Raw genomic sequence first — 13,829 nt, forward strand, 5'->3', positions numbered from 1 at the left:
GTCCTCCGCTGACCTCAACTCCCCTACGTCACCGGTGCCTTCGCCCTGAGGACTCGTAGGAACTCCCTCATCCATGCCGAGTGGTCCGGCCAGGCTCGGGAGGAGATCAGGGTGCCGTCGACCACCACCTCGGCGTCCTGGAAAGCCGCGCCGGCGGACTGCATGTCGGGTTCCAGGGCCGGGTACGCCGTCACGCGGCGGCCGCGCAGGCCGTCGACCGCGGCGGTGAGCAGGGGGCCGTGGCAGATCTGGGCGACCGGCTTGTCCGCGTCGAAGAAGGACTTGAGGATCTTGCGGAGTTCGGGGTCGTTGCGGAGGTACTCCGGGGCCCGGCCGCCGGGGATGACGAGGGCGGCGTACCGACCGGCGTCGACCTCGGCGAAAGCCAGGTCGGCGGGCCAGGTGTACCCCGGCTTCTCGGTGTAGGTGTCGAAGCCTGGCTCGAAGTCGTGGACGACGAACCGGAGCTGCTTGCGGGCGGGAGCCGCGATGTGGACGTCGTAGCCCTCCTCGCGGAGCCGCTGGTAGGGGTACAGCACCTCCAGTGACTCCGCCGCGTCGCCGGTGACGATCAGGATTTTGGCTGTCATGTCGGCAACGTGCATCCAGGAAGCGAGCTTGCCAAGGGGGTGCGCGGCATCGGGGGGTGGGGGCCCACGCCGGAGCGGCGGATAGCGGAGGACGGGCTCGCGTCCCGTTTCAGGGGAGCGGCCGACGGCCGGCTGGACGTCGGACGGCCCGTCGGACGGCGTGTCCTGTTACGACGGCTTCGCCCCTTCCGCCCCTGTGCAGACTGTCAAACTTCCACCCCCGGTTTTGTACACATACGGCTCATGACGACCCCCCTGTAAGGAGCGATAGCCTTGGTGGCGTGATCAGCGCGATAGTTCGCGGGGGCGCTGTGGCTCCCGCCCTGCGCCCGGTGTGCACGGAACATCTCCGTGGCCGGGCGGCGGCCGCTGGTCCGCGCGGGCGGGACGGGGTCGTAGGGACCCTCATGACGCCGCTTACACCCTCGTCAGCGACGCGGCAGAGAGCAGCGTCACACCTGTCGAGCGTGTCGAGAATGGCTGATATCCCCCCGCTCATCTCACCCTGCGGCATAGCGTCGGAGCAGACCGGAGACCCCGGGCCGTGGCGTCGAGCCGCAGGAGAAGAGACCGTACTTCCTTCTACGTCACGCAACGGCGCGCGACAGGAGTCAGAGGACAATGCAGACCAAGCTGGACGAAGCAAAGGCCGAGCTGCTCGAAAGGGCTGCACGGGTAGCTGAGAACAGCCCGGTCGGGGGGCACCTACCGACTGGGACGACCGACGAGGACACTCCCCGCACCCCGGACACCCCGGACAGCGAGACCGTGCTCTCGTTCCTCCAGCGCTACTACCTGCACACCGCCCCGGAAGACCTCACCGGCCGCGACCCGATCGACGTCTACGGCGCCGCGCTCTCCCACTACCGGCTGGGCGAGACGCGCCCGCAGGGTACGGCCAATGTGCGGGTCCACACGCCGACGGTGGAGGAGAACGGGTGGACGTGCACCCACTCCGTCGTCGAGGTCGTCACCGACGACATGCCCTTCCTCGTCGACTCCGTCACCAACGAGCTGACCCGGCAGGGGCGCGGCATCCATGTCGTGATCCACCCCCAGGTCGTCGTCCGCCGCGACCTCACCGGCAAGCTGATCGAGATCCTCACCGTCCCGCCGGCCGCCCAGGATCTCCCGCACGACGCGCACACCGAGTCCTGGATCCACGTCGAGATCGACCGTGAGACCGACCGCTCCGACCTGAAGCAGATCACCAACGACCTGCTGCGCGTGCTCTCCGACGTCCGCGAAGCCGTCGAGGACTGGGAGAAGATGCGGGATGCGGCCCTGCGGATGGCCGACGAGCTGCCCGCCGAGCCCGTCGCCACCGATCTGCGCGACAGCGAGATCGAGGAGGCCCGCGAGCTGCTGCGCTGGCTGGCCGCCGACCACTTCACCTTCCTCGGCTACCGCGAGTACCAGCTGCGCGAGGACGACTCCCTCGCGGCCGTGCCCGGCACCGGCCTCGGCATCCTGCGCTCCGACCCGCACCACGCCGGGGAGGAGGGCCACCCGGTCTCCCCGTCCTTCGAGCGGCTGCCCGCCGACGCCCGCGCCAAGGCCCGTGAGCACAACCTGCTCGTGCTGACCAAGGCCAACAGCCGGGCGACCGTGCACCGGCCGTCGTACCTCGACTACATCGGCGTCAAGAAGTTCGACGCGGACGGCAATGTCGTCGGCGAGCGGCGGTTCCTCGGTCTGTTCTCCTCCGCCGCCTACACCGAATCGGTGCGCCGGGTTCCGGTCATCCGGCGCAAGGTGGACGAAGTGCTGGAGCGGGCCGGGTTCTCGCCCAACAGCCACGACGGCCGGGACCTGCTCCAGATCCTGGAGACCTACCCGCGCGACGAGCTCTTCCAGACCCCCGCCGACGAGCTGGAGTCCATCGCGACCTCCGTCCTGTACCTCCAGGAGCGGCGCCGGCTGCGCCTGTACCTGCGGCAGGACGAGTACGGCCGCTACTACTCGGCCCTCGTCTACCTCCCCCGCGACCGCTACACCACCGGCGTGCGCCTGAGGATCATCGACATCCTCAAGGAGGAACTCGACGGCATCAGCGTCGACTTCACCGCCTGGAACACCGAGTCGATCCTGTCCCGGCTGCACTTCGTGGTCCGTGTCCCGCAGGGCACCGAGCTGCCGCAGCTCAGTGACAGCGACAAGGAGCGCATCGAGGCCCGTCTGGTCGAGGCCGCCCGCTCCTGGGCCGACGGTTTCGCCGAGGCGCTCAACGCCGAGCTCGGCGAGGAGCGTGCCGCGGAGCTGATCCGCCACTACGGCAACGCCTTCCCCGAGGGCTACAAGGCCGACCACACCCCGCGCTCCGCGGTCGCCGACCTCGTCCACATCGAGAAGCTCGCCGAGGACCAGGACCACGACTTCGCCCTGAGCCTGTACGAGCCGGTCGGCGCCGCCCCCGAGGAGCGCCGCTTCAAGATCTACCGCAAGGGCGACGCGATCTCCCTGTCCGCGGTGCTTCCGGTGCTGACCCGGCTCGGTGTCGAGGTCACCGACGAGCGGCCGTACGAACTGCGGTGCGCGGACCGCAGTGTCGCCTGGATCTACGACTTCGGTCTGCGCATGCCCACGTCGCAGAACGGCGGCGACTACCACGGCGACGACGGCCGCGAGCGCTTCCAGGAGGCGTTCGCCGCCACCTGGACCGGCAAGGCGGAGAACGACGGCTTCAACGCCCTGGTGCTGAGCGCCGGGCTCGGCTGGCGTCAGGCGATGGTGCTGCGGGCGTACGCCAAGTACCTGCGCCAGGCCGGTTCGACCTTCTCGCAGGACTACATGGAGGACACCCTCCGCCACAACGTCCACACCACCCGGCTGCTCGTCTCGCTGTTCGAGGCGCGGATGTCGCCGGACCGCCAGCGCGCCGGTCACGAGCTGGTGGACGCTCTCCTGGAGGAGCTCGACGCGGCGCTCGACCAGGTCGCGAGCCTGGACGAGGACCGGATCCTCAGGTCCTTCCTGACCGTCATCAAGGCGACCCTGCGCACCAACTTCTTCCAGGAGGCCGCGGGCGGCAAGCCGCACGACTACGTCTCCATGAAGTTCGACCCGCAGGCCATTCCGGACCTGCCGGCCCCGCGCCCGGCCTTCGAGATCTGGGTCTACTCGCCGCGCGTCGAGGGCGTGCACCTGCGCTTCGGCAAGGTCGCGCGCGGTGGTCTGCGCTGGTCCGACCGGCGGGAGGACTTCCGCACCGAGATCCTCGGCCTGGTCAAGGCGCAGATGGTGAAGAACACCGTCATCGTGCCGGTCGGCGCCAAGGGCGGCTTCGTCGCCAAGCAGCTGCCGGACCCGAGCGTGGACCGGGACGCGTGGCTGGCCGAGGGCATCGGCAGCTACAAGACGTTCATCTCGGCGCTGCTCGACATCACCGACAACATGGTCGCCGGTGAGGTCGTCCCGCCCGCCGACGTCGTCCGGCACGACGAGGACGACACCTACCTGGTCGTCGCCGCCGACAAGGGCACCGCCACCTTCTCCGACATCGCCAACGGGGTCGCGGAGTCGTACAACTTCTGGCTCGGCGACGCCTTCGCCTCCGGCGGCTCGGCCGGCTACGACCACAAGGGCATGGGCATCACCGCCCGCGGTGCCTGGGAGTCCGTCAAGCGGCACTTCCGCGAACTGGACCTCGACACCCAGTCCGAGGACTTCACCGTGGTCGGCATCGGTGACATGTCCGGTGACGTGTTCGGCAACGGCATGCTGCTCTCCGAGCACATCCGCCTGGTCGCCGCCTTCGACCACCGGCACATCTTCATCGACCCGAAGCCCGACGCGGCCACCTCCTACGCCGAGCGCCGCCGCGTCTTCGAGCTGCCGAGGTCGAGCTGGGCCGACTACAACGCCGACCTGATCTCGACCGGCGGCGGCGTCTTCCCCCGGACCGCCAAGTCCATCCCGGTCAACGCCCACATCCGCGAGGCCCTCGGCATCGAGGACAAGGTCACCAAGATGACCCCGGCCGACCTGATGAGGGCGATCCTCCAGGCGCCGGTGGACCTGCTGTGGAACGGCGGCATCGGCACCTATGTGAAGGCCTCCACCGAGACCCACGCGGACGTCGGCGACAAGGCCAACGACCCGATCCGCGTCGACGGCGCCGACCTGCGCGTCAAGGTCGTCGGAGAGGGCGGCAACCTGGGCCTGACCCAGCTCGGCCGCATCGAGTTCGCGCTGCACGGCGGCAAGATCAACACCGACGCCATCGACAACAGCGCCGGTGTGGACACCTCCGACCACGAGGTGAACATCAAGATCCTGCTCAACGGCCTGGTCACCGAAGGCGACATGACGGTCAAGCAGCGCAACAAGCTGCTCGCCGAGATGACCGACGAGGTCGGCCGCCTGGTGCTGCGCAACAACTACGCGCAGAACACCGCCATCGCCAACGCGCTCGCCCAGTCCAAGGACATGCTCCACGCCCAGCAGCGCTTCATGAAGCACCTGGTGCGCGAGGGCCACCTCGACCGGGCCCTGGAGTTCCTGCCCACCGACCGCCAGATCCGCGAACGCCTCGCCCAGGGACAGGGCCTGACCGGCCCGGAGACCGCCGTCCTGCTGGCGTACACGAAGATCACGGTCGCCGACGAACTGCTGCACACCGACCTGCCGGACGACCCGTACCTGCGCACTCTGCTGCACGCGTACTTCCCGACCGCGCTGCGCGATCAGTTCTCCGAGCACATCGACAGCCACCCGCTGCACCGCGAGATCACCACGACCGTCCTGGTCAACGACACCGTCAACACCGGCGGTACGACCTATCTGCACCGCCTGCGCGAGGAGACCGGCGCCTCCCTGGAGGAGATCGTCCGGGCGCAGACCGTGGCCCGCGCCATCTTCCGCTCCGGCGTGGTGTGGGACGGCGTCGAGGCGCTCGACAACCGGGTCGAGGCCGCCGTGCAGACCCGGATCCGGCTGCACTCGCGGCGCCTCGTCGAACGCGGCACGCGCTGGCTGCTCAACAACCGGCCGCAGCCGCTCCAGCTCGCCGAGACCGTCGAGTTCTTCGGCGACCGCGTCGAACTGGTGTGGTCGCAGCTGCCGAAGCTGCTGCGGGGCGCGGACCTGGAGTGGTACCAGAAGATCTACGACGAGCTGACCGGCGCCGGTGTCCCGGACGAACTCGCCACGCGCGTGGCCGGGTTCTCCTCCGCCTTCCCGGCGCTGGACATCGTCTCGGTGGCCGACCGCATGGGCCGGGACCCGATGGATGTCGCCGAGGTGTACTACGACCTCGCCGACCGCCTCCACATCACCCAGCTCATGGACCGCATCATCGAGCTCCCGCGCGCCGACCGCTGGCAGTCCATGGCCCGCGCGTCGATCCGCGAGGACCTCTACGCGGCCCACTCGGCGCTGACGGCCGACGTGCTCGCGGTGGGCAACGGCACCTCGACCCCCGAACAGCGCTTCAAGGCCTGGGAGGAGAAGAACTCCGCCATCCTCGGCCGGGCGCGCGTCACCCTGGAGGAGATCCAGGGCTCGGACTCCTTCGACCTCGCCAACCTCTCGGTGGCGATGCGCACGATGAGGACGCTGCTGCGCCAGCACTCGTAGGCGTACGACGGCGAAGGCGCCCGGGACGGTGACGTCCCGGGCGCCTTCGCCGTGCCGGTGTCGTGCCGGTGTCAGGCCGCGACCGGCGGCTGCGGCTTGGCTCTGTCCTTGTCCGGGCCGCCCGTGAAGTCCTCGTAGGCCGCCAGGACTTCCTCGGTGGGGCCGTCCATGCGCAGTTCGCCGCGCTCCAGCCACAGGACGCGGTCGCAGGTGTCGCGGATGGACTTGTTGCTGTGGCTGACCAGGAACACCGTGCCCGCGTGCTTGCGCAGTTCGCGGATTCGGTCCTCGGAACGCTTCTGGAAGGAGCGGTCGCCGGTCGCGAGCGCCTCGTCGATCAGCAGCACGTCGTGGTCCTTGGCGGCGGCGATGGAGAAGCGCAGGCGGGCCGCCATGCCGGAGGAGTAGGTGCGCATCGGGAGGGTGATGAAGTCGCCCTTCTCGTTGATGCCGGAGAAGTCGACGATCTCCTGGTAGCGGTCCCTGACCTGCTCGCGGGACATGCCCATGGCGAGGCCGCCGAGGTAGACGTTGCGCTCGCCGGTGAGGTCGTTCATCAGGGCCGCGTTGACGCCGAGGAGAGAGGGCTGGCCGTCGGTGTAGATGCGGCCGTTCTCCACCGGGAGCAGGCCCGCGACCGCTTTGAGCAGGGTCGACTTGCCGGAGCCGTTGGTGCCGATCAGGCCGATGGCCTCGCCCTTGTACGCGACGAAGGAGACGTTCTTGACGGCGTGCACCTTGCGGACGCCCGCCGCCTTCTCGGCCTGGCCCTTGCGCAGCATGCGGTTGAGGGCGGCGGTGGCGGAGCCCTTGCCGGCGCCGGTGCCGTTGACGCGGTAGACGATGTCGACGCCGTCCACGACGACGGTGGGGATCAGCTCGTTCTCGATGTCAGCCACGGCCGTAGGTCTCCTCAGCCTTCCAGAAGTAGATGAAGCCGCCGATGCCGGCGAGCAGCGCCCAGCCCGTCGCGATCGGCCACACGTGATGCGGCAGCTGGCTGGAGTGGAAGCTGTCGATCAGGGCGTAGCGCATCAGGTCGATGTAGACGGCGGCCGGGTTGGCCTGGAGGACCGGGACCACCCAGTGCGGCCAGTCGTGGTGGCCCTTGGCCAGCTTGTCGATGCTCCACATCACGCCGGAGACGTACATCCACGTGCGCAGGATGAACGGCATCAGCTGGGCGATGTCGGGCGTCTTGGCGCCCATCCGCGCCATGACCATGGAGACGCCGGCGTTGAAGGTGAACTGGAGGACCAGCGCCGGGATCGCCAGCAGCCAGGACGCGCTGACCGGCACGCCGAAGCAGAGCAGGATGACGACCAGTGCGCCCATCGAGAACAGCAGCTGCTGGAGCTGCTGGAGGCAGAACGAGATCGGGAGCGCGGCCCGCGGGAAGTGCAGCGCCCGCACCAGGCCCAGGTTGCCCGAGATGGCGCGGGTGCCCGCCAGGATCGAGCTCTGGGTGAACGTCCAGATGAACACGCCCGTCACCAGGAACGGGATGTAGTCCGGCACGCCCTTCTTGGTGCCCAGCAGAACACCGAAGATGAAGAAGTAGACCGCCGCGTTCAGCAGGGGGTTCATCACCTGCCAGACCTGGCCCAGCTTCGCCTGGCTGTACTGCGCGGTGAGCTTGGCGGTGGCGAACGCGGTGATGAAGTGCCGCCGCGCCCACAGCTCTCGGACGTACACGGGCAGGGAGGGACGGGCACCGCTGACCGCGAGGCCGTGCCGGGCGGCAAGGGCCGCGAGGTCGCCGTCGGCCGGGGCCGCTGTGGGGGGCGGTGTGTCGAGGACCTGGCTCACATCCGCTGCTTTCACTCGGGGGGTGGGGTGGTGCGTCGGTGCGTGGTTCTTGTGCGGCGGGTGGGTCCGGCCGATGTTTTCTTACGTGACTCTTTACGTTCTCTTACGTCGGGACGGGACCGTATCGTCGCAACGTGAGCGTAGGACGAGTGAGCGTCGGAACGCAACCGTTTCGTCGTCACCTCGCGCGTGGGGACGCAACCGTTTCGTCGTGACCTCGCCCGTTGGGACGCAACCGTTTCGTTGTGACCTCGCCCGTTGGGACGCAACCGTTTCGTTGTGACGTCCCGCGTCGGAACGAGACCGTTTCGTCGCTACGCCCTATGCTGGTCCGCATGACGACCAACGCCGACGCGCCGCAGACCCGTCCGCGCCGCCGTGCTCCGGCCGGAGCCGCCGTTCTCCGCGAGGATGTGACGGAAGCCATTCGGGCGGCCGTCTTCGAGGAGCTCGCGGCCGTCGGGTACGCGCGGATGTCGATCGAGGGCATCGCGCGCCGCGCGGGCGTCGGCAAGACCGCGGTCTACCGCCGCTGGCGTTCCAAGCTGCACCTGGTCCTCGACGTCGTCTCGGAGATCGCGGTGATGGGCCTGCCGGTGCCGGACACGGGCTCGCTCCAGGACGACCTGCGGATGCTGTACGAGGTCACGTCGAGGGCGCTGCGGCATCCCGTGGCCTCGCAGATCCTCCCGGACCTCCAGGCCGAGGCGGCCCGTAACCCCGAGATCGCCGAAGCCCTCCAGAACGCCTTGCAGAAGGGTCAGGAGGGCGTCGCCAGCAAGATCATCGTGGCGGCGGAGCAGCGCGGCGAGATCCGGCCTGGCCTCAACGACGAACTGGCCCTCGACCTGATCTCGGGCCCCCTGTACTGGCGATCCGTGGTGATCCGCAGCCCGAAGCTGCCGAAGGGCTACCTCGCGGCGCTGGCACACGCGACCACGGAGGCGCTGAAGGCGCTCTGAGGGGGCTGCGCCGGGTGTCCCGTGTCTCCACGTTCGAGGTGAGCGGCCGGGACGTGAAGCCGTAGCGCCCGGCGGTGTGGACCGAGTAGCGCCGGGCGGTGTGGACGTGGGCCGGCGCCGGTGCTGTTTCGAGCGAGGACGCGACCGGTCAAGAGGACGTACGACCAGTCAAGGGGGGCGGGGTGTCGCCCGGGCCGTCACCAACTGATCCGTGCCGCCACCGGCAGATGGTCGCTCCCCGTCGCCGGCAGCAGCCACGCGCTCCTCGGCTCGACCCCGCGGACCAGGATCTGGTCGATCCGCGCGACCGGGAAGCTCGCGGGCCAGCTGAAGCCGAACCCGGCCCCTGCCACCTCCTGAGCCGAGCGCAGCCGTGAGGTGAGTCCCTTGAAGGCCCGGTCGTCCGTGGTGCCGTTGAAGTCACCGAGCACCAGGACCCGCTTGTCGTGCCTGGCGGCGACGGCCGCGGCGAGCTTGGTCGCGCCCGCGTCCCGCGAGTCCGTCCAGAAACCGGACCCGGCCGTCACCCGCACGGACCCCAGATGTGCCACGTACACCGCCAGGGGCCCCTTTTCGGTGGCCACCGTGGTGCGCAGCGCACGGGGCGGTTCCACCGGCATGTCCTCGGGCCGCAGTGTCTCGGCCAGCGGTCCGGCCATGCCCCGCAGGACGTCGACCGACCGGGTGTCCGACAGCGGCAGCCTGCTCCACAGCCCGACCGTGCCCCGCACGACGTGGTGCGGGTACGCCTTCGCGAGCGCCTTCTCGTACGTGCCCCTGGCCTGGTCGGTGAGCTCCTCCAGTGCGAGAAGATCCGCGCCGGAGGCGGCCAGTTCGCGGGCGGTGCCGGCCGGATCACGGTTCTCCGCGGCGACGTTGTGGCTGACCACGGTGAGGTCACCGCCCGCCTGGGACCGGTCGCCGAGCAGCCCGCCGAAGAGGTGCAGCCACATCGTGACCGGCAGCAGCAGCGCGACGAGCGCGGCGGCGGAGCGCCGCAGCAGGGCGCCGGCCAGCAGTACCGGCACGAGCAGGCCGAACCAGGGCAGGAAGGTCTCCACCAGACTGCCGAGGCCGGCGCGGTCCGTGAGCGTCCCGTGCAGCGGCAGCAGCAGCCCGAGCAGCAGCGCGCACACCGTGAGGACGGGGCCGCGTCGCCACGGGCCGGGTCGGGATCCGCTCGCGGGCCGTCGCCGCTTCGCCGCTATGACGGCCGGCCTGACCTCGTCGAACAGTCGGCGAACCCGACCGGGCGTGGCTGGTGCTGCTGGGGGCTCGGTTCGGGACATACCGGAAGTGAAGACGGGCGGGTGTTGCCGGCGCGTATGCGATTTTCGATACGCGGAGGACATGTGCCGGTTCGTGGCTCCGACGCCGGCGTGTCGTGGGTGGTCGAGCGTAGTGGGGACCGTGGATGGGCCGCCCGGCCTCAGCGACCGGCTGCCCTCGACGGCCGCGCCCGCCAATGAGCCGGTCCCCGCCACCCTCCAAGAACCGGCGCCCTTCAGTTAGGTAGCCGGTCCCCGCCCGGACGGCGCCCGGCCCGCCCCCGGATGCAGCCGCACCCATCCCTCCCAGGCCGAAGTGATCATGTCCTGGACGTCGTGCTTGGCCTTCCAGCCGAGTTCGGTCGCCGCCAGGTCGCAGGAGGCCACGACCAGGGCCGGATCACCGGGGCGGCGGGGGGCGACGGCCGGGGGACGGTCGTATCCGGTGAGGGCGTTGATGCGGTCGATCATCTCGCGCACGGAGACGCCCTCGCCGCGCCCGATGTTGACGGTGAGGTCGCGGCCGGGGGAGGACTGGAGGGCGCGCGCGGCGGCCACATGGGCCTCGGCGAGGTCGCTGACGTGGATGTAGTCGCGCACACAGGTGCCGTCGGGGGTGTCGTAGTCGTCGCCGAAGATGCGGGGGGCGGCGTTCTCCGTGAGCTTCTCGAAGACCATCGGGATCAGGTTGAACACGCCCGTGTCGGCCAGCTCGGGGGCCGCCGCGCCCGCCACGTTGAAGTAGCGCAGGGACGCCGTGGACAGGCCCGTCGCGCGGCCCGTGGCACGGACCAGCCACTCCCCGGCCAGCTTGGTCTCGCCGTACGGGGACATCGGCACGCACGGGGTCAGCTCGGTCACCAGCGGGACGTCGGGCGTGCCGTAGACCGCCGCCGAGGACGAGAAGACGAAGGAGGGGACCCGCGCGGTCGTCACCGCCTCCAGGAGGACGCGCAGGCCCTCGACGTTCTCCCGGTAGTAGTGCAGGGGGCGGTCCACCGACTCGCCCACCTGCTTCTTCGCCGCCAGGTGGACCACCCCCGTGACCTCGTGGTCGGCGAGGGTGTGCGCGACCCGTTCGGCGTCCAGCGTGGAGCCCACCACCAGCGGCACGCCGTCCGGCACCCGCCCGGCGATGCCGGTGGACAGGTCGTCGTACACGACCGCCTGCTCGCCCGCCGCGGTCATCGCCCTCACGACGTGCGCCCCGATGTAGCCGGCGCCGCCGGTGATCAGCCAGGTCATGTACGGCCGTCCCCTCGTCGGTTGACCCCTGTCCGCGTATCAGTGAAGCAGGCGCTCGGGCTCGGGCGTACGCACGCCGGCGAGGGGCCGGGGGGCCGTCGTCGAGCGCCACACGCGGATGAAGGACAGCACGGCGGCAACGCCCAGGAGTCCGTTGCGCAGGACCATCAGCGCGCAGCCCGTCCAGGTGGCGGCCGCAACCTCGTCGTACAGGACCGGGAACACCACGGCGCTGACCGCCGAAGCCGCCACGACCAGCGCGGCGACCGGGCGCTGGGTGGTGTGCTGGGACGTCAGGCACACGGCGGCCAGGCCCAGCAGCCAGATCATGTACTGCGGGCTGATCACCCGGCTGGTCACGGTGAACAGCAGCACGGCCGACAGGGCCGCGTCGTACGGCGTGGCCTCGCCCCAGCGCCGGGCCCTGGCCCGCCACAGCAGCACCAGACCGAGCGCCACGACCGTCAGCGCGAGCGAGGCGTGCGCGACCGCGGAGACGTACGGCCCCGTGTACTCCAGCGCCCCGTACCGGTACCGCACCCTCCCCGGCCAGCCCGCGTGCCGTGCCAGGGCGAGGAGGGTGCCGCCGAAGGACTCGATCTGCACGCCCCGGCCGCCCTGCTGGCGCAGGAACGCGAAGGGGTGGTCGAAGAGGGTCACCAGGAGCGCGAGCACCGTCGTGCCGGTCACCGCGGCCGCGGTCCAGGCCGACCGGGTCGCCCGCCCGCGGGGGAGGCCCGTGAGCAGCAGGACCGGCCACACCTTGACCAGGGCGCCGAGTGCCGCGAGCGCACCGCACGCGCGCGTGGAGCGCGTCGACGCCAGCAGGGCGAGCACCGCGAGGGCGGTGACCTGCACGTCGTAGCGGGCGAGCGGGAGGTGCAGGAGGAGCGGCAGGCCGCCGATCCAGACGCAGGCGCCGAGCAGGGTACGGCCGGGGCGGGTGCCCGCGCGGGTGAGTGCGACGGCGACGGCCGCGTCGGCGGCGAGGGTGAGGGTGACGAAGGCCTGGAAGTACGTCAAGCCCGGCAGCAGCGCCGGGGACAGCAGGAGCGGTCCCGCGCCCGGCGGGTACTGCCAGAGCGTGTCGCGCACGGGGTAGGCGCCGTGCGCGAGGACGCCGTACCAGTGGTGGTAGAGCTGCCAGACCTCGCGTCCCACGGCGTCCCACCCGCGCAGGGTGAGCAGCCACAGCATCAGGGCCCGGGTGGCGAACCAGACGGCGGCCAACGCGGCCCGGGGATGTCTCATCAGGCTCATCAGGCTCATCAGGGCGGATCGTAGGCGGGCATATGCCGCGCAAGCCCTAAAGCGCCGCTAGTTTTCGGTAAGTGTCACCGGTCACCGGAAGCCCGCGTCACCGGAGGGCCCGCGTCACTGGCGGCCCGCGTCACCGGCGGCTTCGCTCTGGGCCGCCGCGTCCAGCATCGAGGTGAGCTGGTCCAGGCGGGTGCGCAGGTCGCGGATCTCGTCGACGTCGCAGCCGGTCGCGGCGGCGATCCGGCGGGGCACCTGGAGCGCGTGCTCTCGCAGTGCCGTGCCCTCGTCGGTGAGGCGCACCTCGACCGAGCGCTCGTCGCGCGTGCTGCGCTCCCGGCGCACCAGGCCGGCCGCCTCAAGTCGCTTGAGCAGGGGGGACAGGGTGCCGGAGTCCAGGCGCAGGTGTTCGCCGAGCGCCTTCACCGGCAGGTCGCCGTGCTCCCACAGGACGAGCATCACCAGGTACTGGGGGTAGGTGAGCCCGAGGTCCTTGAGGATCACGCGGTAGACGCCGTTGAAGGCGCGGGAGGCGGCGTGCAGGGAGAAGCAGATCTGCTGGTCGAGCCGGAGCCAGTCGGTCGCGGGCGTGGTCATGTCCTCCAGGGTAGCTCTTACCCGCGATTTAGTTGTGCACAACTGAATTGTGTGCTCTACTTGTGGCAACGACAAGGACTCACCCCCCAAGGGACGGATTTCCATGGACGCGCTCTACACCGCAGTCGCCACCGCCACCCACGGCCGTGACGGTCGTGCCGTCTCCAGCGACGGCAAGATCGACCTCAAGCTGGCCCCGCCGGTGGAGCTGGGCGGCAACGGAGAGGGCACCAACCCCGAGCAGCTGTTCGCCGCCGGTTACGCCGCCTGCTTCGGCAGTGCCCTCGGTCTCGTCGGCCGCCAGGCCAAGGTGGACGTCAGCGACGCCGCCGTCACCGCCGAGGTCGGCATAGGCAAGCAGGGCGAGGGCTTCGGCCTCAAGGTCGCGCTGCGCGTCGAGCTGCCCGACACCGTGGACGCGGAGACCGGCCGCAAGCTCGTCGAGACGGCCCACCAGGTCTGCCCCTACTCCAACGCCACCCGCGGCAACATCGAGGTCGAGCTCGTCATCGAGTGACCGAGTC

The 13,829-nt window shown here is 70.3% G+C and carries 10 protein-coding genes; 3 read left to right on the plus strand and 7 right to left on the minus strand.

Going from position 1 to position 13,829, the window contains the following annotated elements:
- Positions 1 to 23: 23 nt before the first annotated feature.
- A complete protein-coding gene (locus AQJ54_RS38190) occupies positions 24 to 590 on the minus strand; it encodes a DJ-1/PfpI family protein (protein WP_062245636.1) in 567 nt (188 codons plus the stop codon).
- Positions 591 to 1,211: 621 nt separating this feature from the next.
- Here AQJ54_RS38190 and AQJ54_RS38195 point away from each other — a divergent pair.
- Positions 1,212 to 6,167 carry an NAD-glutamate dehydrogenase gene (locus AQJ54_RS38195; RefSeq protein ID WP_062245638.1) on the plus strand — a complete coding sequence of 1,652 codons (4,956 nt, stop codon included), beginning with the start codon at positions 1,212 to 1,214 and terminating at the stop codon, positions 6,165 to 6,167.
- 71 nt (positions 6,168 to 6,238) lie between these two features.
- Here AQJ54_RS38195 and AQJ54_RS38200 read toward each other — a convergent pair whose 3' ends face one another.
- Positions 6,239 to 7,066 carry an ABC transporter ATP-binding protein gene (locus tag AQJ54_RS38200; RefSeq protein WP_062245640.1) on the minus strand — a complete coding sequence of 276 codons (828 nt, stop codon included), beginning with the start codon at positions 7,064 to 7,066 and terminating at the stop codon, positions 6,239 to 6,241.
- A complete protein-coding gene (locus AQJ54_RS38205; RefSeq protein ID WP_062031609.1) occupies positions 7,059 to 7,976 on the minus strand; it encodes an ABC transporter permease in 918 nt (305 codons plus the stop codon). Before AQJ54_RS38205 ends, AQJ54_RS38200 begins: the two co-directional genes overlap by 8 nt.
- 323 nt (positions 7,977 to 8,299) lie before the next feature.
- Here AQJ54_RS38205 and AQJ54_RS38210 point away from each other — a divergent pair, with 323 nt between their 5' ends.
- The gene (locus AQJ54_RS38210; RefSeq protein ID WP_020139067.1) at positions 8,300 to 8,938 is read left to right on the plus strand and encodes a TetR/AcrR family transcriptional regulator; all 639 of its coding nucleotides are present in this window, start codon (positions 8,300 to 8,302) and stop codon (positions 8,936 to 8,938) included.
- 197 nt (positions 8,939 to 9,135) lie between these two features.
- Here the strand turns inward: AQJ54_RS38210 and AQJ54_RS38215 are convergent, their stop codons facing one another.
- The 4 genes from AQJ54_RS38215 to AQJ54_RS38230 form a co-directional block, all read right to left on the minus strand.
- Positions 9,136 to 10,227, minus strand: coding sequence for an endonuclease/exonuclease/phosphatase family protein (locus tag AQJ54_RS38215; RefSeq protein ID WP_079070206.1), 1,092 nt, complete (start codon positions 10,225 to 10,227; stop codon positions 9,136 to 9,138).
- Positions 10,228 to 10,446: 219 nt separating this feature from the next.
- The gene (gene galE, locus AQJ54_RS38220) at positions 10,447 to 11,451 is read right to left on the minus strand and encodes a UDP-glucose 4-epimerase GalE (protein WP_062245644.1); all 1,005 of its coding nucleotides are present in this window, start codon (positions 11,449 to 11,451) and stop codon (positions 10,447 to 10,449) included.
- A 39-nt stretch (positions 11,452 to 11,490) separates the two neighbouring features.
- Complete coding sequence (locus AQJ54_RS38225) at positions 11,491 to 12,711, minus strand: glycosyltransferase 87 family protein (protein WP_169808268.1); 1,221 nt, start codon at positions 12,709 to 12,711, stop codon at positions 11,491 to 11,493.
- Positions 12,712 to 12,825: 114 nt separating this feature from the next.
- Positions 12,826 to 13,305, minus strand: a complete 480-nt coding sequence (locus AQJ54_RS38230; protein WP_062031601.1) for a MarR family winged helix-turn-helix transcriptional regulator — start codon at positions 13,303 to 13,305, stop codon at positions 12,826 to 12,828.
- 103 nt (positions 13,306 to 13,408) lie between these two features.
- Here AQJ54_RS38230 and AQJ54_RS38235 point away from each other — a divergent pair, with 103 nt between their 5' ends.
- The gene (locus tag AQJ54_RS38235) at positions 13,409 to 13,822 is read left to right on the plus strand and encodes an organic hydroperoxide resistance protein (RefSeq protein ID WP_020139062.1); all 414 of its coding nucleotides are present in this window, start codon (positions 13,409 to 13,411) and stop codon (positions 13,820 to 13,822) included.
- Positions 13,823 to 13,829 lie beyond the last annotated feature (7 nt).

Origin of the sequence: Streptomyces griseorubiginosus (assembly GCF_001514195.1) — a bacterium.
GTDB classification, from domain to species: domain Bacteria; phylum Actinomycetota; class Actinomycetes; order Streptomycetales; family Streptomycetaceae; genus Streptomyces; species Streptomyces griseorubiginosus.

Bases quoted from the DNA above. Each gene is read 5' to 3' on its own strand.
- AQJ54_RS38190 (WP_062245636.1), bottom strand. From the start codon at position 590: ATGACAGCCAAAATCCTGATCGTCACCGGCGACGCGGCGGAGTCACTG.
- AQJ54_RS38195 (WP_062245638.1), top strand. From the start codon at position 1,212: ATGCAGACCAAGCTGGACGAAGCAAAGGCCGAGCTGCTCGAAAGGGCT.
- AQJ54_RS38210 (WP_020139067.1), top strand. From the start codon at position 8,300: ATGCTGGTCCGCATGACGACCAACGCCGACGCGCCGCAGACCCGTCCG.
- AQJ54_RS38215 (WP_079070206.1), bottom strand. From the start codon at position 10,227: ATGTCCCGAACCGAGCCCCCAGCAGCACCAGCCACGCCCGGTCGGGTT.
- galE (WP_062245644.1), bottom strand. From the start codon at position 11,451: ATGACCTGGCTGATCACCGGCGGCGCCGGCTACATCGGGGCGCACGTC.
- AQJ54_RS38225 (WP_169808268.1), bottom strand. From the start codon at position 12,711: ATGAGCCTGATGAGACATCCCCGGGCCGCGTTGGCCGCCGTCTGGTTC.
- AQJ54_RS38230 (WP_062031601.1), bottom strand. From the start codon at position 13,305: ATGACCACGCCCGCGACCGACTGGCTCCGGCTCGACCAGCAGATCTGC.
- AQJ54_RS38235 (WP_020139062.1), top strand. From the start codon at position 13,409: ATGGACGCGCTCTACACCGCAGTCGCCACCGCCACCCACGGCCGTGAC.